We start from the raw sequence: 19,860 nt of genomic DNA, 5'->3' as shown, positions 1-19,860 counted from the left end.
TTACAGGGGTCGCATTGGCCTGGCGGCAAAGGTGGTTCGTCCGTTCTTTGCAGTGCCGCCTTCAGAGCTCACCATCGCACCTATGTAGCCATTGAGGGTTGAGCGCACACCGGCATGGAATCCACAAGGCGTTTCAAGCGTCGAGTTGCCGTTGTAGATCCTCCCGCCGATCAGGGTCGAAGCGAGGAAGTAATCCGCATAGTCGCCAGTCCACGGCATCTGGCAGCCAGACCAGTAGACTCCTCCGACCTGCTCGCCACGATTATCGAGTGACCAGCCTTCATTGACAGGAAACCCTCTCATCGAAAGCAGGTTGTCGGCCCCGACAAAAATCACCTCGCCGGCCGCGTTTTTCAGCCTGATGTCATACTCGCTGGGTGGGCCAACAGAACGGAACGTCGCCACCAGCCACTTCCCGCTGCAATCCGAGCTGTTGAATGGCGACATCAGCTGCAGTTGGAACGAGAACCCCGTCCAGCTCCCCGGGCTGCCGATGTTCATCAGCGTGTGATACATGCCCTGGTTGTTCGGGTTCAAGAACACCATGGGCGGATCGGGTGTGGTGATCGGCGTTGGGTAAGTGATGGTTGCTGAAGTGATGGTGAGAGGGGCACCAGGCGGCTTACCGATCACATAGCTGCCACTGGCAGCGACCCCGAGAACCCTGTTCACGCTGTCAATCTGAAAGAAGTTCAGACCGTTGCGCGACCTGAATCCGTAGTCCATGCCTCCCCCTATTGATAAGTCAGGATGAAAACGTTCAAGGCTATGCCGGCGCCACGGCGCACCCTGAGCTGGCCGGTAGACCAGAACACAGCAGGGAGCGCCGAGGAGCTGTTAGAAGCGTCCTGAAGCGTGACGCAAACGAACGAAGTCGCGGTGATCTCCGGCATATCGATGAAGCTGGTGAAGTCGCTGGTGATCGGTGGGACCGTAACCTTCTTGGTCACGATCGAACGAATCCCCATGGTCGACGTGTTGAGCGTTTCCACGCCGGCGGCGCTCCTTGTTCTGGCTCCATAAAACGCCATTACGAAAGCCTCCCCAGCCCTGCACGCTCGATATGGTTCAGGTCGTAAACGAAGATGCCATTGTTGTTCAGCAGCGTAGAACCTTCCGCTGACTGGCCACGTAGCGTCAGCGTCCCTGCCGGTATGTTGATTTCCAGCAACGGCAGGCCTTCGCTGTTGAGTGCTGCCGACCTGAGCGTCATGCCAAGTACGAGCTCCTTGATAAAGGCCTGGTTGATAAACGCCTGGTTGATGAAGACCTGGCCGTCCTGGACAACAAATGGCACAGCGAGAGCGCCCCCGCCCATGCCATTCACCACGGCGAAGCGATCCGCGCTCACCAGGAACTGGCTCTGCAGGCCGGCCGGGCCGTTCTCGATGCCCAGCCCAATACCTGCGGCGACATAACGCCCCGCAGAATCGATCTGCATCTTCACCGACCACATGGTTGAGGCCTTGCCGTCGAGCGCCACTTGGGCCTGGCTGACCTGCTGGACTACTGCGCTGTTTTGCGCCATTTCAACCTGAACGGTATCGACTCGCTTGCCGGTGGCCACGTCCCCCTCAATCACTGCCGATTGCACCGACCAGACCCCAACAAAGCTTTCCGTCGAGCCGGCCAGGTCCTCGGTGGAGCCCGCCATCGGCGGGTTCACTTGGGCAAACACGCCGTCTACCTTCTCGCTGATGGCCGATACCTCACCCGATACCACCTGGATGCGGTTGTTGACCGACCCGGGCAGGTCGGCCGGTCCATCGATCAGGTTGATTCGGTCGCCCAGGTGTTGGCCGAGGGCGGACTCGCCGATCTGGCCGGAGAAATACTCCTCGTATTCGCTCTGGTCAGAACTGGCCTGGCCGTTGACCCCAATCCCCGTCGGGTACCATGGCCCGATGTTGCCGGTGCGATCGACCAGGCGCGCCCAGAAGAAAAACGAGGCACCCGCCAGGATGCCCTGCATTTCGTGCCGGGCCTGCGGGTATGCGAAGTCGCCCAGCTTGATCGCGTCTGCAAGCGACGTGGTCTTGCTGTACCAGATCTCGGTGCGCTGGGTGTCCTCTGCGCCCGCAGGGAAGCCCCAGTCCAGCCGGATGCCGTAGACCAGGCTCGTCGGGGTCAGGAACGACACCGACGGCGGCACCCCCTCCTTGCCCTTGAGCTGGGTCAGGCTCGAGCTTTTCCAGATCGACGAGATATCGAAGGCGCTCACCGCCCGTACCCGGGCCAGGTAGGCACCGGCATAGATCCCGGTCACGTCGACGCTGGTCGCGCCAGTGCGCTGCACCTTGATCCAGTTCCCGCTGTCCTTGCGCCATTCCACGTCGTAGGCCACAGCACCGTTCACCGCGGGCCACGAAATGTTCATGGTGCTGACGGCGATGCCCTGGTCAACCGCATAGTTCGAGGTCAAGGTAACGCTCGCCGGCGGCGGAACGACGGTGATCGGGATCACGCTGATCGGCCGCTCTTCCAGGCGGGCGCCGGTGTCGATGAAAGCGAACTTGCCGGGTTCGTACTGCAGGGCGCTGATCTCGAAGTCGCCCTCGGTGGTGCGCTTGGTGCTCAGCACCCGGTAAAGCGGGATTGCCAGGTCGTCGGCATCCAGCGCCCACTGCAACTGAGGCAGCGGTGGCTCACTGTAGGCCGCGGTCACGGTGACAGCGCGCCCGGTGACGCTTTGCACGGTCCGGCCTTCGGCGCGTCCGCCCGGCAAGTTGATGATCAGGCGATCGCCGGCCTTGGCCTGGGTGTCGCGGTCGAGCGTCACCACGCGCCCGGCCACTGCCGAGATCCGGCCGCCAATTTGCCGGCCGGCCAGCAGCGAATCCGCCACCGGGATGATGTGCCCGGGCAGAGGAATCACACCTTCCATACCAGTCTTGAAGTTGATGGTCCGGTCCTGGTTGTTGCTCAGGATCGCCCACTTACCGCGGCGCTGTGCCTCCGAAGCACGGGTGCAGCCAATGGCCGTCAGTTCGGTGGGCTTATCGCCGAAGCGGCGCTGCAGCTCCAGATCGGCAAACGGAATGACGTCGGTGTCGTAGTTGTTCGCCGGGTTATCGTAGCTGACCAGGGCGCGGGTGTACCGGGTCTTGGCCGAGGCACTGCCGTAGGAGAACTTCCCGTCGACGACGTTGGCCCGGGTGAAGACATAGTCGTAGTCCTGGGCGCGTGGCATGTCGGCCTGCATCACCAGCTGGCCCTGGGCCCAATAGGTCATGCCTCGGTAGATGCCGGCGATATCGCGCAGCAGCGACCAGGCGTCGGCCTTGCCCTGCAGGTTCATATCGCAGAGGAAGCGCGGCTCCTGGCCGCCCAGGCCGTTTGGCACGTTCTGGTCGCAATACTGCGAGATCCGGTACAGCTCCCACTTGTCGACCATATACGGCTTGATGCGCTTGCCCAGGCCGAAGCGGTCCTCGGTGCAAATCCCGTAGGTGATCCAGGCCGGGTTGTTGGTCCAGGCCTGCTTCATGGTGCCGTCCCAGGTCCCGGTGTAGGTGCGGGCGACAGGGTCGTAGTTGCTCGGCACCTGCCACTTGCGCGCCTTGCACTTCACGGTGACGGCCGGGATGTTGGTGAACTGCTCGGCGTCAAACTCGATGTACAGCAGCGCAGTGTTCGGGTACCGCAGCTTTGCGTCGATCACCTCGGTCAGGCCGGCGATCAGCATGGTGTCGGCGACCTTGTTGCTGTTCTGGTTGGGTGTCAGCCGGCGCACGCGAATCAACCAGCCACTGGTGGCCGGCGGTAGGTCTACACGACGGGACCGCTCGTAGCGGGTGGTGGTCTTGCCGTCCACCGCCTCGAGCAGCACCTGCTGATAGGCGCCGCCATCGGTGGCCACGTCAATCGCGTACTCGATGCGGTAGCCGCCGATCCCTTCTTCGTCCTGAGCCTGCAGGGCCGGCCAGGCGAACCGAACGCGCGCGGCCGACAGCTGGGTGTTGGTGATCGAGCGCACCCACGGGTCGCTACGCAGCTCGACGTTCAGCGTGGTCTCGTTCTCGACCGACGGAATGCCCGGAATGTACGACTGATCCACGGAGCCCGAGCGCCAGTCCCACTTCACGTTCGGGAAGTTGATGTTCCCGCTCGCATCCTTGATCGGCGTGTTGTCCAGGTAGATGTCGTAGTCGGTCGGGGCGCTGTCGAACTCGCCCTCGCCCACGGCAATCAGCATCTTGGCCAGGTTGGTCGAGCGCAGGCTGTCGTTGGCTTCGGTTGGTGACTTTGGCTTGCTGCTACCGCCCTTCTCGCCGCGGATGTCGATCTGTGCTGCTGCGCCCATGTTTTCCTCCAGGCATAAAAAAGCCCGCGCTAGGCGGGCCGGGATTACTTTTATCAGATCATGTTTTTTGCGGTTGCAGGTCCAGCAGAAGCGTATCGTTTTTCTTGGGGAATGCAGTATTCAGCATGAGCATGAACTGGTCCCAAGATGTCGATGCGCGCATCAAGGCGATGAGCGCGTGTACATGCTGAGCCAATGCCGGATGCCCCACATCCTCAGTGAGTAACTGGTGATGCTTGCCCTTGCGATTGCCTTTGGCATCCTTCGGGTTTCGCATTTCAAGCTCCTGAACAATGCCGGGAGCGAGGCGCTCATAAACAATGTCATTGGTGTACATCCCGGCTGCTCCGGGCCGCCTTGATGGCGAACTCAAATCTTTCCGCTGCCATCCTTTGAGCCGAAACATCTGATTGTAGAACTCGTCAGGAAAACGTTTCGCCCATGCAGCCAGTTCTTTCCTCAGAAACTGATCGAGAATTGCTTGAAGGGCCTGCTTGTCCCTAACCTCCTGGTAGCCGGTAGCCTCATCGACCAGAGCGGTAATACCTACATGGGCCAAACCCCGCATTATGATCTCAGCTTTGGCCGCTACTTTTTTCTGAGTTTCCGACAACTCCCCAGCATCCCGGGCCTTCAGCCATACTTCGCAAACTTGGGGTAGTGCGGTTGCATTTATGCCATGAGCAACACCACCTCCCTGACCGTGCCGGTACTCAAGAGGGGCAGACACCAGCGCCATCAAGTCATTGGAAATAAAGGGTAAAAGAGCCTTTGGATTCATGAAAAACGGAAGTTTTCCACCAGCAGAATCGTCCTCTTTTTTCCTGAAGTCATTACCGCCGTAGCCCCTTCCTAGTGCGCGCCCGACACCACGCTGAGAAAGCACCCGAGTCCCATCTGGCAGCACGGCGCAGTCAATACTTAACTCGCCGATACTCAACTGCCCAACGTACAGAGCCTTTGGGGAACCCCAGCGGGCCTCTGCAGCTTTCTTGGCAATTTCAGAGCGTTCGCTCGGCGATAAAGCTTTTGCTCGAGCTGCGCCACCTGCGGCTTTCCCCTTTGGCTCCAACATGCTTGCATCCTCTGATTGATATGCTTGCATTAAAAATCATCAATGCAAGCATGTCAAAGCCATTTTGCAAGCATGCCAAGCTCACACTTTATCCTCCGCGTAGATCGATGCAGAAATGATCATCCCGCCCCACCGGCGCTCACCTATGCAGATCGGGACAGGGTTGCCGCTGGCGGTTGTGTTCTTGGCGCTGCCGAAGGCGTATGAGGGCAGGTTTTCGGGGGATGCGCTCTGCGATAAGCCTCCCTGTTGCGGGCTGAGCATCTGGATCACGCCACCGGCGACTGTTCCTATACCGCCGGCGATCAACGCCCCGCCAATTGGGGATGCTGCGCCAAAAGACATCCCGCTGATCACTACGCCAGCGACAATCATCACGGCGCCAACAATAGTTTGCAGAAGTCCTGCGCGCTTGCTGCCTGTAATAACCGGAACTATCTTCAGCTCCCTCGTACCACTTAGGCTGAACTCTTTTTCTCCAACGTTCTTGCCGTTACGAAAGATGGCAAATCGCATTCCGAGATTAGAAAGCCTAACCACCTCCTCCTTGAAGCCAGAAACAGTGACCTCCAAGGCCTTGAACACTTCAACTGCGGTGCCATTGTCTAGAGTGCGGTAATGGACCTTCTCAAGACCACGCCACATACGCCCAAGTAATTTGATTTCTGTCCGAGGCGCGTAATGCGCTGCCGTATTTGACATTTCATGCTTCCATAAAAAAACCGCCCGAAGGCGGCCATGTTCAATTTATTTAGATGCACGCTTTAGCTGTATCCTTCCAGCCACTTGTTCCTGCCCAATCCATCGGGAGGAAGACACGAACCTTAGAGCCGGTGTTCACCTGTTCAACAACCGCCAATGCAACAACGCCAGAGAAAGTGGCTGAAGCAGCAATCTTGTACCCAGCCTCAGTCTCAATGGAGCTGGTTGACGGGTTGAACTCTTGCCACTTAGGCGCAAGACACCGAGCAAACTGTTGCGGTGTTTTTTTTGATTGGCTCGAAAAAACTGGCTTGTCTTGCTCCAGGCCTGAAGTCGAACACCCCGCCAGTAGCGCAACAGCCAACGCTCCTATCACAATCCGCATATTTACTCCTTGTGCTCTCGTACGGTGAGGGTGAAGAAATAGAACGAGATTTTTTCGTTCTCAATATCCCTCAGCTCGTACCGAATTCTATCCAGACCATCGTCGATGCGAGTCACGACGAGGTCCATGAATTGGGTTAGTCCGCCACCGAAGCCGCTTAGGCTCAGTGCGCTAACGTCATGAAAAACAGCCGTCACACCCTCTGTTTCTGGATCTTCCGAGGAAGACATAGTCAGCGTGAGGTTGTATTTGAAATCCACCATTTCGAGCCGCATCGAAGCTACGCAATTGTGTTCGAAAAAGAGTTCGTTTAAGCGAGACAGCTCCATTTACGACTCCGATTGCAGATCGGCTGAAGCACGCAGCGCTACTGCTCCAATACCAATTCCAGGTGCGCTTTTGGTTTCGAGTTAGGGATCGACCTTCTCATCGAAAACTATTTGATACTGTTTTTTACCAGTGCCCTCAAGTAGGTCTTTCAGAGCCTGGGCTCGACGGTCTAAGCAAGCTTTAAAACCTGAGCTTTCAGGGGGGCCGAAATCTAAGCAGGGATCACGATTATCAAGTGGTTGCCTCTTGGGGGAGCACCCCGCCAGTAGCGCTACCGCTAACGCTCCTACAATCAATTTCATGCAGGTCACTCCTGTGGAAATGCGGGCAATGTAGCACCGGGTAGCCAGAAACGAAAAAGCCCAGCGGGGGCTGGGCTGTCCCCTCGACGCACGGGTCACTTGTGAAAGATTGCCCAAAGCACTCCGGCGATAATCAAGAAAGCGAGCAAGTAGGAGCCGAAGCCTGGCCTTGCTGTCGGCGCGCTGTGGCTGATCTTGGGCGCCTTGCCGTTGCCATAAAGCTTCGACGTAGAAATTCCTGTTCCTGGAATGCTGCTCGTGACCTTCGTGCCGCGCTTGCTCAGGTTCACTGTCGTGCCTTTTCCCCCGATAGACGTACTGAGACCGCTTTTGCTGACATTAAGGCGAATGCCTGGGGCGACTTTGAAGCTCTTCCGGATGCGAAATGCCATGGCTCTAATCCCTGAGAGTGCAAAACGCCATCATAGCCCCATTCGTCTCGGCGCCAAGCTGTCCGCGCATCCAGCGTGGATGGAAAGCCAGTAGCGCCCGTCTCAAGGTTAGCAGTAACGTTTCGCCTCTCTCAGAACCAAGGAGCGGTCATGTCTATCAGAAGCCTCGCGAAAAACCTTCCCGCTGATCCCGACAACAATGGGTGGGTACTTGGCTGGGGTTTGCGCCGAAGATCTTCATGGGAATTCATCGACATCTATGCGTCCAAAGACGTAGCTGATGCTGAAGCATTACGCCTGGGCCCTGACTACTTCGTTGACTATGGCACTCACCGTCTTGGCACGGACGAGTTCATTGGCGGATCTAAGCCTCCGAAGTAGCGGGAAGGCTTTCCTCGGTTAGTTGGATGCGGCATGGGCCAATCACAAGTTTGGCGATCAAGCCGGGCTTGCCAGTGAAGCTCCGGTGGTAACCCGACCCACCTGGCCCGACTTTACCCGAGAACTTCATACGGTCGATCTCAATGCCGCCATCCAAAATTGCGACCTCGGCGTCGGCGCCGCAGAGAACGCCGCCGGGCATGGTGAAGAGGTCATGAATGGTCAGAATGTAACGCTGGCTTATTTGCATATCGCCCTCCTAGCTCAATTTGGCTGAACTGAAAAAACTGTCTGCCGCACAGACATAAGGAACCACGTTGATGGACCCTCGATTTGTAATCGAAAGAAACTTCCCGCGATGCGATAACTACGATGACAACTCATTCCTCGGAAAGCTGCACGAGCACGCTCTTTGGGCGCAAGATGAGTATTGGCTCCTGGAGTGGGCTCTGTACCAGTTAGCGAAGGATGAGGCTATTTCTGAAGATCTCTCGTGGCAGGTGTTTCGAATTTTTAGCCACTGCTTTCTCTCATTCGGATGTCACCTTGATCGTAATGACTTTTTCAAAATTCGAAACCTCAAGAGAGCGCAGCTATACGATTGCAGGGAGAGATTCCAGATGGTATTTGAGGGTTTTTTCTCCAGAAATATGCCTGAGCAAAAGTTTTTTGAAGAAGAGAATCCACTGTTGCTCACCCTCCATAAATATTCTTAAGCGCTTTTTTTGCATCAGATGATTCGGGTGCATCTTTGTGCCTGAGGATCAGGCGCGTGCGCTGAGCCCAAGGCCCGCCGAAAACGATGATTTCGCTTGGCCGGCCATACAGGTGGTGCAACAGGAAAGGCCCAGGACCGAACACCTCGGCAGCCTCCCCTGGCAACTGCGGATCCGGGCCGAGGTAAATCCCCGCGTGGTTCGGGTGCGCCGTGCGCCCCACGGACATGACGACCATGTCGCCGCGCTGCGGCTTGTCGACCTGCACGAATCCCGCCGCTTCATAGGCCTGCTCGTAGAGGCTCGGCCCGGCCGGGTCTTCCCACCAGCCATCAGCGCGCTGGAAGGCTTCGAACTCCAACCCCCACTCTCGCTTGTACCAGTCCGCGCAGACCTGCCAGCAGTCCCAGGCGCCGTGAACGAATGGTCGCTTGAGCAGCGGCGTGCTGCCCGCCGGCGCGATGGTGCGCAGATCCCCTTCAGGCCAGCTCAGGATGTGCCAGGGCAGCGCTGTGGCTTCGCACATGGCCAGGTCGCGCGGCGACGGCCGGCTGGTGGCGTCTGGGTGCGAATGCACGATGCCGATCACCTCGCCCTGGTCCTCGGCCGCCGCGTAGTCCTCCGGATCCAGCCGGAACTCCTCGTTTGGCTCGGTGGAGATGTTGCGGCACGGGAAGTACTGCTGCTTGCGCCCGACGGCCAGCAGCAGGCCGCAGCACTCTTTCGGGTACTCGGCCGCCGCGTGCGCCTGGATAGCGCTCAGGATGTGTTTGCGCATGGTCAGCTCCGGGCGATCAGAGAAACAGCAGGGAAGCCACCGTGGCTGAGAGGATTTCCCTTCCCAAACCGACACTCGCACCCGGTCGTGAGCAGCGCATTGCACTGATCCTTTTCAGGGTCATCCGTAGGATTGCCCTCTATGTCGAAATAAGGGCCGGTGTACTGACAGTTGGGACCTCTATAGCCCCCCGTCAGCGCCCAGTGGCACAGTGTCGTTGCCTGCCGGCCGATGGACTCTCCGCCAACGTCGCCCGGACTGGCCAGCTCCCAGCTGACTGTTTCCCCGTCCTCATTGGTCTTCTGATCGATGTACCAGACCTCGATCGTCTCCTGGGTGGGGTCGGCCGTTGGGTTGCCGCTCGGGAAGTTCTGCGCGTCCAGGTAGCTGCCCAGCGTGTGCCGCATGGTCAGCTTGAACTCGAGCAGGTCCGCGAACGCCAGGCAGAGCGCGGTGATGCGCCCGTTGACGTTGCCGACCGAAAGCGTGGGGCGTACCGCGGTACCGTCGCCGTTGGCTTCGATGCCGTCGATCTGCATGGGCCAGGCGCCGTACTCGTTGCCCTGCCACCAGATGGATTTTGCCGGCAGTTGGTCGGCGTTTGGCCCTGCTGCCAGCAGCTCCTCGGGCGAGTGTGGGATCGCATGCCCGTGGAAGCGCAGCACATCCGCCCCGTAGTCCGATCCGTCCAGTTCGAAGAGCAGCACTTCACTGCCAGGCTCAAGAGCCTGGATATCACTGATCAGCGGCATGATTGCCCCTTATGGATGAAAGGCCCGGTTGAACGTGGCCGTGACCTTGAAGACCCCGCCCCCGACAGGAGTGGGAACGGGATTGACGCAGGTGAACAGGCCCAGCTCACCGAGCGGGGTCGTCCAGAGAAAGGCTTTCGCGCCGGCGTGCCGATCGTAGAAGGCCATGATCTCAAGCACCCGGGCCTTCGAACCGGTGTAGGTGACCGGGTAGGAGTCTTCCTTGTTGTTCGGTCCGTCGCCGGCTGTTTGCTTGTAGCCGTCACCGAACTGCGCGGTTCGCACCCGATAGGTGATCTCGGGTGCGTCCCCGTTCTGCGTTGGCCAGGTGAACGTTTCAATCGCCATTACCCCCTCCCATTTATCACGCGCCAAATCGAACCACCTGGCTGCAGCCCTCTGGCGATTGCCGTTTCAGCCTCAGTTTTGGCGGCCTGCTGAATGCCTTTGCCCAGCTGCGTCGTGTCCTCCTGGGTGGCTCCCTCACCCGCGCCCGATGTTTGCACCGAGACGGCTACCGGGAAGTTGTAGGTGTTACCACCTCCGCCTCCAGACATCGCTGCCAGAGCAGGCCCGCCGCCACTGCTCAGGGGCGTAACGCTGCCTCCATTTGCCCCGGTCATCAGGAACGACCGACCACCCTCGTTGTACAACTCCGGCCCCAGCTCATTGACCTCGTACAGAGAGTTGGGCGCAACAGGACCGCCAGCGGCTCGATATCCAGAGAAATCGACCCCGGTATAACCAGCCTGTGTACTACCAGCCGAGGCCGCCCCAGTACCGCTACCACTACCAGTGAAATAGCTGGTTGCTGCGCCCACCAAACTGCCCAGCAACGCTGAGCTGGCCTGGCGCGTGGCAATCCGTGCCATGTCCGCCAGCACCGACTTGGTGAAGTCGGAGAACGAGAACTTCCCGGTCATGGCGAAGTTGACGACTGCGTCCTCCATGGAGCTGAAGGCGTTGGTGAACAAGCTTTTCGTCTGGCCAGCAATATCGCGCGCCGACTCCAGGTAGTTCTGCCACGCCGACGAGGCGCCGGCGCTCCAGCTGCCCTGGGCAGCGGTCATCTCGTCGTAGTTGGCGATTGCCGTTTCCTGCAGGTCCCGTTGAGTCTTGTCCAGGGCCGCCAGCTTCTGGTTGTACTCGTCGAGACTCATGCCACGCGAGCCGTCGCCATACTGGTCGGCCAAGGTCAGGCGCTGCTGGTTGATGCGGTCGTCGATGCCGTTTTGCTGGTCGGTCAGCCCGCGCTGCCGGTCCCCCTGCCCAAGGCCGGCGGCCGCACGCTGCCCCTGCCGGCGCAAAGTGTCGACTTGCTGCTGCAAGGCCCCGGTATAGGTGCTGACAGCCAGGGCCTGCTTCTTGAGCCTGCCCTCCTCGTTCGAGGCAAGCACAGCCAGTTCCGAGTCGGCATCCTTCTGCGCCTTGACCATGGAGGCACGGGCATCGGCAATCTTCTGGTCCAGCTGGATGCGCTGAGCCGCCGAGGTGCCGGCCTTGCCCTTGGTCGCTTCGAGTGCCGAGATCTCCGCCTCGTAAGCCGCGGTGACCTCGTCGCGCTCGTTGCCGATCATGGCCTGACGTTTGAGTAGGTAATCCGCCTGGGAGACCAGGCCGGCCTTCTGCGCCGCGTCCAGTTCCTTCTGGGCGTTTTTGTACTCGGACAGGATGCCGGTGAGCGCGTTTTTCGAGTCGTTGAAGCTGGTCAGGTCGACGGCGCCCGCGGGTGCTTTCGAGTCCTTGAACTTGTCGTTGATATTCGCGATGTTCTTGTCGACCACCGCCTGATTCAGGCGTGCATCGTTGGGGCTGACTTTGCGGATATCGTCGAGTTGCCGCTTGTACTCCTTCAGAGCATCGGCGCGCTTCTGCTCGTTCGTCCAAGAGGACTTGGTCAGCGCATCGACCTTGCCCATTGCGGTGACAGCGTCCTGCTGGGCTTTTGCCTGCTCCCTTTCCCACTTGGCAATGTCCGTCGCCGCAGCCTTCTGATCCTCCAGCATGTTGAGCTGGTTGCTGTAGAGCTCGACCATCTCCTTCTGGTTCTGGAATGCGCCAACATTTCCCGACTGGGCCCGCTCGAGGTTACGCCGAGCCTGCTCGATGTCAGCGTCGATATCGGGACGTCCCAGGTTTTTCAGGTTGTCCGCTGCCCGCGCTACTGCGTTGTAGCCCTTCTCCCAGAAGCTCAGGTTTTCGAGGATCCGCGGCGTGCGCTCGTTGATCGCGTCGGCGTATTGCTCGGTCGCCAGCTTTACCGCACCAGCATGATCACCCTGCTCTTCAAGCGCGGCGATCTGCGAATAAACCGAGGCGGTCAGGTAGTGGTACTGCTCGTTGAGCGCTGCCGAGGCCTTTACCGGTTCGTCGGCGATCTTCAAGAACTCGGCGACCGTCTCCTTGACCGCCTTGCCGGTAGCCTCCTGCATCGACACAGCAGCCTGGGTGATACCCAGGAAGCTCTCGCCGGCGATCTTGCCATTTCCCGCCAGCAGCGCCAGAACCTCAGCAGCCTGCCCGGTGGTGCCGACAGTTGCGCCGACCTGGCGCGCCATATCACCAAGCTGCCCAGCGCTCACGCCGGCGAAGTTGCCGGTCAGTACCAGGGATTTGTTGTACTCGTCCTGCTCCTTGGTGCCCTTGTAGTAGGCGACGCCAAGAGCAGCGACTGCGGCAGTGGCCAACGCGATAGGCGCCAGAATGGCCAGCAACCCCGCTGCCGATGCGCCAGCACCAGCGCCCAACTGAGCCACGGCGCGCACACCACTGCCCCAGTCACCAGACGACAGTGCGTTACCAAGCTGCACGACGTTTTCCTGGGCCTGGCGGGTGCCGAGGCGCAGCTTGTCGAAGCCGGAAGCAGTCTTCTCGAGCTTGGCGTAGTCCTTGTCGATCTTGCTCAGCGCGGAGTTGTATTGCTCCTGGCTGATACGGCCGGCATCCAGGTGCTTACCCAGGTCCTCGATCTGCTTATCAAGCTTGCCTACTGCGGCCCTAGCAGGATCAATAGCGCCTAGCAGGCTATTGAGAGCCTTCTGCTCGTCCAGAGTGGACTTGACCAGCGCGGCCTGCTGCTTGTCGAGCTGCGCGGTGATCTTCGCGAACTCAGCTTCGCCATAGGCACCGGTCTTGGTCAGCCTGGCCAGGGCATCACGCTGCTTAGCCAGTTCCTGGGTGGACTTGGCGCCAGATGACAGCGACTTCTCCAGCGCCTGCATCTCGTTCATCAGGCCGACAGCAGACTGCTCGGCCCGGGTACCGGCCTTCGTCATCTTGTCGAGGTCGGTTGCAGCCCGAGCAGCATCAGCGGAGTCGACGCGGATCCCCAGTTCAGCGATGTTCATCGACTCACCTTGAATAGTTGCCCATGGTCACGGGCTGGTTTCTCTGGCCTCAGCCATTACGGCGAGGGCTTCGGCCTCCATGACACGAATGTCTTGGAAAATGGTGGATCTTTCCTTGGCAGGGATCCCAGTGAGCCGCATGACACTGGGCAGCACTCCGTAGTCCAGCCCAATAGCGCCGCCGGCACCTACGCGCCATTGAGTCCCCATTGACTCCATGACTAAGAAGGCCGGCCAGTTATCTGGCCAGACCTCAATGGTTTCGTCGTAATCCTCAGGGGAGAAGCCGAACATTGCCATCTGCTTGGCGGAACTGCTCGACTCATAGAGCGCACGCGCGGCGGCGATCAGTTTCCCAGGCGGGCTTTCCCGAAGGCGTCGCTGTAAGCCTTCACAACGGCGTCAGAAACACCAACGCAGCTCTTCACCAATGCGGTGACGGACTCGTCGTTGAACTTGTCGCCAAACCCCCATCCAACCACCAGGTCCTTGATCTGTTCGACGCCTTGCTCCACCTCTGCCGCGGTAATCTCGGAGAGTGTCGGCTCTACACCCTTGAAGCGCTCGCCAATGGCCTCGGCTCGCTCTTTCCAGGAGTCGAACAGCTCAGCCAAAGCGGTGCGGTCACGATATTTGAACGTGAACGGAACCATCACCGGCTTATCGCCAACCTGGGGGATGGCGACATCGATGGTGAACGTAGGCTTTGGTGCGATAGAGAACTTTGCCATGAGTCCCCCTTACGAGTTGTAGCGAGTTGGGCGGGAGGCGAACGACAGTGTGATGGTCCGCGTCATGATGTTGTTGCGGCTGAGCGTTGGGGTCGCGGTGATCGACACGTAGGCGTAGTAGTAGATCGTTGCCCCGCTGGGCAGATTGGCTCGGACCAGGCGCGGCTCTTTGTCTTCGTCCGCCGCCTCGACGATGGCGACATACGCCTTCTCCGGATCGTCGGCCACAGGAAGAGTCATGCTGCTGGCGGACTTGGTGGTGGGCATTTGACGATCATCGTCGTCTTCCAGGAATCCGTAGGTGAGGAACTGCTGATCCCCGCCGTTAGCTGCCGGTTCGGTGATCTGGGAGATCTGCGTCCAGCTAGAGGCAGCACGGACCGTACCTGCTCCCGACCCAGCTGGATAGTTCTTGGTGCTGGTAGTGTCCACGCCTTCCGCGGCGAAATCGCCTACGTCGGAGTCGATAACTCGCGCCGGACGACCATTCAACTTGGCCCAGGCAGATTCAATGACGATCACATCGCCATTGGCCAATCCGTGCGCGGCGGCGGTAAGAACTGCGGGCTTTGCATTGGTGATCGCAGTAAATGCCTTTGGGGCGCTCATGGTGCCCGCAATTTCGAAGGTCGTTCCGTTGGGAATCCTGACGCTCATGGTTTTTCCTCTTTGCAGAAATGACAAAACCCGCTCAATGGCGGGTTCTGGGTTTGCCCAACGGGCGAATTATTTGGATGGTGCGCTACTCAGGAAATCGGCAGCTCTCGTACTCCGCAAGCGGTAGCCCCGACTTGGAGCCAACGACAACACCGGTCAGCCCGCAGTGCGGACAACAGGCATGCTTCTCGTCGTACCACTTCGTGATTTGAGCCGGCTCTGACCATTGGCCGCAAGCGCTGCAGATGCATCTGTCGCTCGCGTTGATTTCCTCACGATTGTTCCAACCGTGATCGTCGGCTGATTCATCCAACCACTGTAAGCGCGCCTTTGTTGCATCATCCATGGAGTAGCCCTGATCACTGCATTCACATGGTGCGATTCTAACGCGATGCCGCTCAGTCGGTGTCAGCCCGGTACACAAATGAGACCGGTACGATGTAGGTTGTGTCATCAGGAATGCCGGGGCCCTGGTCGACTGGCGACATGGTCACGACGGTTAGCGCGCCTTTTGTGATGCGCTCGTACAGCGGAAACAATGCTGCGATCTGATCAGCCAGTGTACCGGCTACGCCGCGGTACTTGCCTGCAGGCGTCACGATGCTGACCTGAAACACGCCGGTGAACAGCTTATGATCTCCGGCGAGCGTGTTGGTCACGGTGTCGCCCGGCAGCGTGAACGCCTTGAGGTACGTTTCACCGTCTCCCGGCTTGTATGCCTCATTCTCGACGACCACCTTCAGCGGTGACGGCAAAGCCTTTGCCCATCCGATGACCCTGGCCTCGTAGATCGAGGCAATCACGTTGTGGCTCATACCTGATTGTTCCTGATGGCTTCCTGCACGATCTGCTGGAAGCGAGCGACAGTGACACGGACCATGCCCCCGGGGGCCTGGGTCGAATGCCCGAACTCGAGCGGGATGGCGTATGGCAAGTTGTTGATGAGGTAGGCAACCTGTCCGGCAGTGAAATCGCTGACCGCCGAAACCAACGCTGTGATCGTCTCCTGCCCGCCCGGGTCAACCTCATCAAAAGTGACGTTCTCGACCACATCTATCGAGAGGTGCCAATTCGCCCGGAACCGGCCCCCGACATAGCCCTCAGGCGCAACGATGTCCATGCCGTCGTTCAGCTTGCGCCCTGGCTTGAGCCGGCCGGCCTTCGTGAGATTGGCCGGGTCATTGCGCAAGTCGCTGTTGTGATCGTCCACGGCTTTGTTGTACTGCTGGGCCACAGCGTTCTGCGCCCAGATCTCCGGGTTGCCGACGGGTGACATGCGGATCAGGCTACTACCGACCTCGATGATGATCTCGCGCAGGCTGGCATCGATGGCTTCCGTGGCCTGGGCTGCAAACTCGGCAAGGCTGAGGGCGAAGCTGCCGGACTGTCCGGCCCCTGCCCGACTCACGATCTCACCTGCAGCTCGTACAGAATGGGTGTGCCGGCCGGGTTGATCTCTTTCAGCGGCGGGACAATTGACCAGGTGCGCCCCTGGACAACGACCTTGTTCAGCAGGCCTGGCGCCCACTCAAGCCCGCGGGCAGCGATCTTGAGCTTCTTGTCGCCGACCTTGATCAGGCTATTGGCCTGGAACTCCTGACCGCTGAAGTCGAGCAGGATGCCTTGGGCGGTTTGCTCGGTAACGGTATCAGGACCTGCCGTTCCAGTGCCCGGGTCGTACTCGCCGGGCTTGATGTCGCGGATCAGCACAGGCTGGCCGAACTCTGTGATCATCTCCAGAGCCATCACGGCCATTTCGTCGTAGAAGGCCATGAGGGCTCCAGATGTGAAAAGCCCAGCGCGATAGCTGGGCTGTCTAAGCTAGCTATTATTTTCCGTTAGCATTTTTTACACGAGCTTCGAACTCTTTTAGTAGCTCATCTGCCTGCTGAGCTGCCTTCTTAGCAGCCGTATCATCCCATTTTGCAGTAGCCAAGTAGCCACTTAGTGCTGCTGCCGCAAATTGCACCCAAACCTCTTGTTGACCTTTCAAAACCTTGCTCATTTGAAACTCCTTTTCGTTGAGCGGCCATTTGACATTATGCGCGCACAGCAAACAACCCACGCTTTAACAGGTAGTCGGCAAACTGCGTTGCACTCGGCCGATTCGGCGCCGCCGGCAACAGGCGGCCGCTCGTGTTCGGGATCGTCGCGTACTCGCGATCAACTGCACCTTCAACCCGTTCCCGGGTAACTGCACCTTTGCGCTTTTCGATCGGGTCGATGTCGTCGGTGTGGATCTCGGCAGCCAGGGCCATCTGGCCGTACTGGATACGCGCTGGCAGGTAGTTGTTGGGCTTGATCTCCTGATCTAGAAGCACTTCCCGGCGCGGCCAGGCCAGAGCCTGCTCGCTACTGGTCTTGCGCCCCTTCCAGGTCATGCCATCCATCGCTAAGGCAGCCCGGCGAAGCAGCGCTTCCTGTGCTGGAACTTCCCCGGGGATGGTCACACCGAACTTCACGGCGTACATAGCCAGGTCCTCGGTGGAGGCGTAGCTTTCGGCGTCAGGCTTGCCGGTACCGTCCTCAATGATGAGAGTCATGAATCCGCTCGCTGTGTGGTTGATTCGGGTGCCGGTGAACGCGCACCCGAGTTATTAGGCCTTTTGCAGATCAGCAACCGCCTTTTCCAGCGATTCTACCGACGCATTCGCCCGATATTGCACGTTGGCGGCGTCGAGTTGAGCTTTGAGGCTTGCGATCTTCTCGGCATTGTCGACTGGCTCCGCAGCCGCCTTGAGGCGTGCGACTTCAGAGCGGAGCGATTCAACCTCGCCCACCAGGGTGTCACGTTCGCCCGTGAGGGTGGCGACACCTTCGTGAATGGCTTTCAGCGCGTCGAACAACCGGATCGGCAGCTCGCCATCACCGGGGCGCTCCAGGGTCGACTCGCCTTCAACAGCTTCGATCAATCGCAGGATTCCGGCGTGCTCAGTACGGAGGTTATCGTTTTCCTGTTCCAGACCGGCAATGATGTCGGCTCCGCCCGAATCAACCGGCTGGCTGATCAAAGGCTTTAACACCGAGACTTCGACGCCCAGCGCCTCATAGGCGCCGACCACCTTCGGCCAGTCGCCAATCACGACCGCATGGGTCACACCAGCCTCCGGTCGATCAAAGTGAGCTGGATTGCGGTACCGCTTTTCCGGGTCGAAGTCCGAATTCTGAGTGGAATAAACCAGTTCCATAAAAGTCTCCATAGCGGCCATCGCTGGCCGCTGTCAGGGCCAGTATCAGCCGCCGGCTGGTGGCGTGGTGGTCAGGGTGATCATCACGCCGGCAGTGACCTTGTCGCTGCCGGCATGCTTGATCCAGTTGGCCGCCGAGCCGACCGCAGCCAGCGTTGGGTTCGAGCCACCGACCGCGTCCTTCCAGCTGTAGCCCAGCACGTCGATGTTGACGGTACCTTCGGCGCGGTAACCGATAGCCAGGTTCTCCTCATCGTCGACGGTGTAGGAGCGGAAGCCCGGGGCCTGGGACTCGGTGATCACCACCGCATTGGGTAGCAGACCAAAGATCACGTCGGCCGGCGCGGTGTCGGTCACCAGCACCGGTTTGCCGAGGGTGCCTGGCAGGCCGCCATAGATGACGACACCGGCTTCCTCGTAGATCTTGTTGGTGATGGCCTCGTCGACAATGTCGAAGTAGGCGCTGGAGTGCATGACCCACAGGGCGATACGGCCGAACTTATCACCGAACTTGCGCATGCCACGGGTCAGAGTTTTCTTGCCATCGGTTTCGATGTTGGCAGTGACCACCATGCCGGCGTTGGAGCCGATGGCCGCACGCAGCGCCGCGGTGGCGTACTGAATGAAGCCTTCCAGAGTGGCATCAGCAACGTCGGCGCCGATGATCTGGGAGAACTCATCTACCGGACGACCGCGGCGCTTGAACACCTCTTCGGTGGTCTGGTATGGGCCGTACTTCCATGGAGCCTTGACGCCAACAGCCTCGCCGGCGCCGATCTTCTTCGCGGTCACCTTACCGGTGGAGTTGACATCGCGATGCTCCAGCGAGCCACCAACCTTGTAGAAGGCACGCTTGCGGAAATCGCCTTCAATCAGCTCGTTGTCGAGCACGATCGCACCATTGGACGATGCGTTGAACACATCGAGGTTGTCCTGGACACGCTCCAGGTATGCGGTTTGCGCCTCATCGTTGTAGATGATCAGGTCGCTATTAACAGTCGTTGCCATGGGTGAATCCCCTTACTTGGGCAATTGCAGGAATGCGGTTTGGCCGTGCTTGCGCTGGTAGTCGCGCTTCTGCTCGGCAGTCATTTCGGAGCGCTTGAATGCAGCCTGGCCGCTACCCCCGCCCGGGGCTTGTGTGCCTGAAGCCCTTGGCCACAGGTGAGGCGCGCTTTCGCGCAGAGATTCCGCCCACTCGAGCGGTGTCAGAGGGGTCTTGCCGTCTTTGCCGAGGATGACCTGACCGGACTCATCCACGGCTACCGCTTCGCCCTCTTCGTTCAACGAGAACACGCCTTTGGCGCGCAGGATGATGTCGTCGGTTGCTTCCGGCAGTGCTCCGGCTTTCAGTGCTGCGCCGCGCACCGAATCACCCAGGACCTTGCCCTGGAACTTGGCGGCGAACGCTTCGGCTTTCTCGGCCCGCGCAGTGACAGTCTTCAACTGTTTGTCGTAGTCGCCTCGCAGGCGCTCGGTACGTCGATTGAAGACCTCATCCACCTTACCCTCAGTCAGCAGCTTGGTCTCTTCGTCTTGGCCAGCCCGGCTGAGCAAGCCTTTGACGGCGTCGATATCGATGCCTTCAAACTGGGTCTCGAACTGGCTGAGCTTGCCGGAGGCGTCCTTCAGCTTGCCCAGCAGTTCGGTGTTCTTGGTTTTCAGCCCGGAAACGGATGCTTCAACGGCAGTCGCGATAGCGGCCTTGATTGCCGGGTTTTCCAGGTCGATTTCGTTTTCTTCTGCCACGTTGATGCACCCCTTGGGTTTGGATTAGCCTGCCTAACAGGCGTAGGAAATCGTGTCCCTAAATTCAGGGAC

The 19,860-nt window shown here is 59.4% G+C and carries 27 protein-coding genes; 2 read left to right on the top strand and 25 right to left on the bottom strand.

Annotated features, from left to right (window positions below):
* The 9 genes from C4K27_RS10930 to C4K27_RS10890 all read right to left on the bottom strand — a co-directional run bounded on the left by C4K27_RS10930 (window position 1) and on the right by C4K27_RS10890 (window position 7,489).
* Window positions 1-726, bottom strand: a complete 726-nt coding sequence (locus tag C4K27_RS10930; RefSeq protein WP_053260423.1) for a hypothetical protein — start codon at window positions 724-726, stop codon at window positions 1-3.
* 8 nt (window positions 727-734) lie between these two features.
* Window positions 735-992 carry a hypothetical protein gene (locus C4K27_RS10925; RefSeq protein ID WP_242627813.1) on the bottom strand — a complete coding sequence of 86 codons (258 nt, stop codon included), beginning with the start codon at window positions 990-992 and terminating at the stop codon, window positions 735-737.
* 38 nt (window positions 993-1,030) lie between these two features.
* Window positions 1,031-4,303 (bottom strand): TipJ family phage tail tip protein, encoded by a 3,273-nt coding sequence (locus tag C4K27_RS10920; protein WP_053260421.1) that lies wholly within the window; start codon window positions 4,301-4,303, stop codon window positions 1,031-1,033.
* A gap of 58 nt (window positions 4,304-4,361) precedes the next feature.
* Window positions 4,362-5,378: a P63C domain-containing protein gene (locus C4K27_RS10915; RefSeq protein WP_053260609.1), complete on the bottom strand. Its 1,017-nt coding sequence runs from the start codon at window positions 5,376-5,378 to the stop codon at window positions 4,362-4,364.
* Between the two features lie 81 nt (window positions 5,379-5,459).
* On the bottom strand, window positions 5,460-6,080 hold the full coding sequence (locus C4K27_RS10910) for a tail assembly protein (protein WP_053260420.1): 621 nt from the start codon (window positions 6,078-6,080) through the stop codon (window positions 5,460-5,462).
* Between the two features lie 49 nt (window positions 6,081-6,129).
* The gene (locus C4K27_RS10905; protein WP_053260419.1) at window positions 6,130-6,465 is read right to left on the bottom strand and encodes a hypothetical protein; all 336 of its coding nucleotides are present in this window, start codon (window positions 6,463-6,465) and stop codon (window positions 6,130-6,132) included.
* A 2-nt stretch (window positions 6,466-6,467) separates the two neighbouring features.
* The gene (locus C4K27_RS10900) at window positions 6,468-6,794 is read right to left on the bottom strand and encodes a hypothetical protein (RefSeq protein WP_053260418.1); all 327 of its coding nucleotides are present in this window, start codon (window positions 6,792-6,794) and stop codon (window positions 6,468-6,470) included.
* Between the two features lie 81 nt (window positions 6,795-6,875).
* Window positions 6,876-7,097: a hypothetical protein gene (locus C4K27_RS10895; RefSeq protein ID WP_125738006.1), complete on the bottom strand. Its 222-nt coding sequence runs from the start codon at window positions 7,095-7,097 to the stop codon at window positions 6,876-6,878.
* A gap of 95 nt (window positions 7,098-7,192) precedes the next feature.
* Window positions 7,193-7,489, bottom strand: coding sequence for a DUF4236 domain-containing protein (locus tag C4K27_RS10890; RefSeq protein WP_053260417.1), 297 nt, complete (start codon window positions 7,487-7,489; stop codon window positions 7,193-7,195).
* Window positions 7,490-7,639: 150 nt separating this feature from the next.
* Between C4K27_RS10890 and C4K27_RS10885 the strand changes: the two genes are divergently transcribed.
* On the top strand, window positions 7,640-7,870 hold the full coding sequence (locus C4K27_RS10885) for a hypothetical protein (protein ID WP_081002246.1): 231 nt from the start codon (window positions 7,640-7,642) through the stop codon (window positions 7,868-7,870).
* On the opposite strand, the gene C4K27_RS10880 is transcribed toward C4K27_RS10885, so the two are convergent.
* The gene (locus tag C4K27_RS10880) at window positions 7,854-8,120 is read right to left on the bottom strand and encodes a hypothetical protein (RefSeq protein WP_053260416.1); all 267 of its coding nucleotides are present in this window, start codon (window positions 8,118-8,120) and stop codon (window positions 7,854-7,856) included. The two genes, C4K27_RS10885 and C4K27_RS10880, sit on opposite strands and share 17 nt — an antisense overlap.
* A gap of 70 nt (window positions 8,121-8,190) precedes the next feature.
* Between C4K27_RS10880 and C4K27_RS31725 the strand changes: the two genes are divergently transcribed.
* Window positions 8,191-8,586, top strand: coding sequence for an Imm41 family immunity protein (locus C4K27_RS31725; protein WP_053260415.1), 396 nt, complete (start codon window positions 8,191-8,193; stop codon window positions 8,584-8,586).
* Here C4K27_RS31725 and C4K27_RS10870 read toward each other — a convergent pair.
* The 15 genes from C4K27_RS10870 to C4K27_RS10800 all read right to left on the bottom strand — a co-directional run bounded on the left by C4K27_RS10870 (window position 8,564) and on the right by C4K27_RS10800 (window position 19,788).
* Entirely contained in the window at window positions 8,564-9,364 is an 801-nt protein-coding gene (locus C4K27_RS10870; protein ID WP_053260414.1) for a C40 family peptidase, read from the bottom strand. The genes C4K27_RS31725 and C4K27_RS10870 overlap by 23 nt on opposite strands.
* A 2-nt stretch (window positions 9,365-9,366) precedes the next feature.
* Complete coding sequence (locus C4K27_RS10865; RefSeq protein WP_053260413.1) at window positions 9,367-10,116, bottom strand: phage minor tail protein L; 750 nt, start codon at window positions 10,114-10,116, stop codon at window positions 9,367-9,369.
* Between the two features lie 9 nt (window positions 10,117-10,125).
* A complete protein-coding gene (locus tag C4K27_RS10860; RefSeq protein WP_053260412.1) occupies window positions 10,126-10,464 on the bottom strand; it encodes a phage tail protein in 339 nt (112 codons plus the stop codon).
* On the bottom strand, window positions 10,464-13,463 hold the full coding sequence (locus tag C4K27_RS10855; protein WP_053260411.1) for a phage tail tape measure protein: 3,000 nt from the start codon (window positions 13,461-13,463) through the stop codon (window positions 10,464-10,466). Before C4K27_RS10855 ends, C4K27_RS10860 begins: the two co-directional genes overlap by 1 nt.
* 27 nt (window positions 13,464-13,490) lie before the next feature.
* Window positions 13,491-13,763: a DUF1799 domain-containing protein gene (locus tag C4K27_RS10850; protein ID WP_053260410.1), complete on the bottom strand. Its 273-nt coding sequence runs from the start codon at window positions 13,761-13,763 to the stop codon at window positions 13,491-13,493.
* A 47-nt stretch (window positions 13,764-13,810) separates the two neighbouring features.
* Window positions 13,811-14,194: a phage tail assembly chaperone gene (locus tag C4K27_RS10845; RefSeq protein WP_053260409.1), complete on the bottom strand. Its 384-nt coding sequence runs from the start codon at window positions 14,192-14,194 to the stop codon at window positions 13,811-13,813.
* 9 nt (window positions 14,195-14,203) lie between these two features.
* The gene (locus C4K27_RS10840; RefSeq protein ID WP_053260408.1) at window positions 14,204-14,851 is read right to left on the bottom strand and encodes a phage tail protein; all 648 of its coding nucleotides are present in this window, start codon (window positions 14,849-14,851) and stop codon (window positions 14,204-14,206) included.
* Window positions 14,852-15,249: 398 nt separating this feature from the next.
* Window positions 15,250-15,666 carry a phage tail terminator-like protein gene (locus tag C4K27_RS10830; RefSeq protein ID WP_053260407.1) on the bottom strand — a complete coding sequence of 139 codons (417 nt, stop codon included), beginning with the start codon at window positions 15,664-15,666 and terminating at the stop codon, window positions 15,250-15,252.
* Window positions 15,663-16,259, bottom strand: a complete 597-nt coding sequence (locus tag C4K27_RS10825) for a hypothetical protein (protein ID WP_053260406.1) — start codon at window positions 16,257-16,259, stop codon at window positions 15,663-15,665. The genes C4K27_RS10830 and C4K27_RS10825 overlap by 4 nt, the downstream gene beginning before the upstream one ends.
* A complete protein-coding gene (locus C4K27_RS10820; RefSeq protein ID WP_053260405.1) occupies window positions 16,256-16,624 on the bottom strand; it encodes a hypothetical protein in 369 nt (122 codons plus the stop codon). The genes C4K27_RS10825 and C4K27_RS10820 overlap by 4 nt, the downstream gene beginning before the upstream one ends.
* Window positions 16,625-16,679: 55 nt before the next feature.
* Entirely contained in the window at window positions 16,680-16,856 is a 177-nt protein-coding gene (locus C4K27_RS31200) for a hypothetical protein (protein ID WP_155500335.1), read from the bottom strand.
* Window positions 16,857-16,890: 34 nt separating this feature from the next.
* Complete coding sequence (locus C4K27_RS10815; RefSeq protein ID WP_053260404.1) at window positions 16,891-17,394, bottom strand: DnaT-like ssDNA-binding protein; 504 nt, start codon at window positions 17,392-17,394, stop codon at window positions 16,891-16,893.
* A 54-nt stretch (window positions 17,395-17,448) separates the two neighbouring features.
* Window positions 17,449-18,039: a hypothetical protein gene (locus C4K27_RS10810; protein WP_053260403.1), complete on the bottom strand. Its 591-nt coding sequence runs from the start codon at window positions 18,037-18,039 to the stop codon at window positions 17,449-17,451.
* Window positions 18,040-18,084: 45 nt separating this feature from the next.
* Window positions 18,085-19,047, bottom strand: coding sequence for a major capsid protein (locus C4K27_RS10805; RefSeq protein WP_053260402.1), 963 nt, complete (start codon window positions 19,045-19,047; stop codon window positions 18,085-18,087).
* Between the two features lie 12 nt (window positions 19,048-19,059).
* Window positions 19,060-19,788: a hypothetical protein gene (locus C4K27_RS10800; protein ID WP_053260401.1), complete on the bottom strand. Its 729-nt coding sequence runs from the start codon at window positions 19,786-19,788 to the stop codon at window positions 19,060-19,062.
* Between the last annotated feature and the right edge of the window lie 72 nt (window positions 19,789-19,860).

The organism is Pseudomonas chlororaphis subsp. chlororaphis (genome assembly GCF_003945765.1).
Taxonomy (GTDB): Bacteria; Pseudomonadota; Gammaproteobacteria; order Pseudomonadales; family Pseudomonadaceae; genus Aquipseudomonas; species Aquipseudomonas chlororaphis.
Note: the sequence above shows the minus strand (reverse complement) of the source record. Positions and strands in the feature narration are given on the sequence as shown.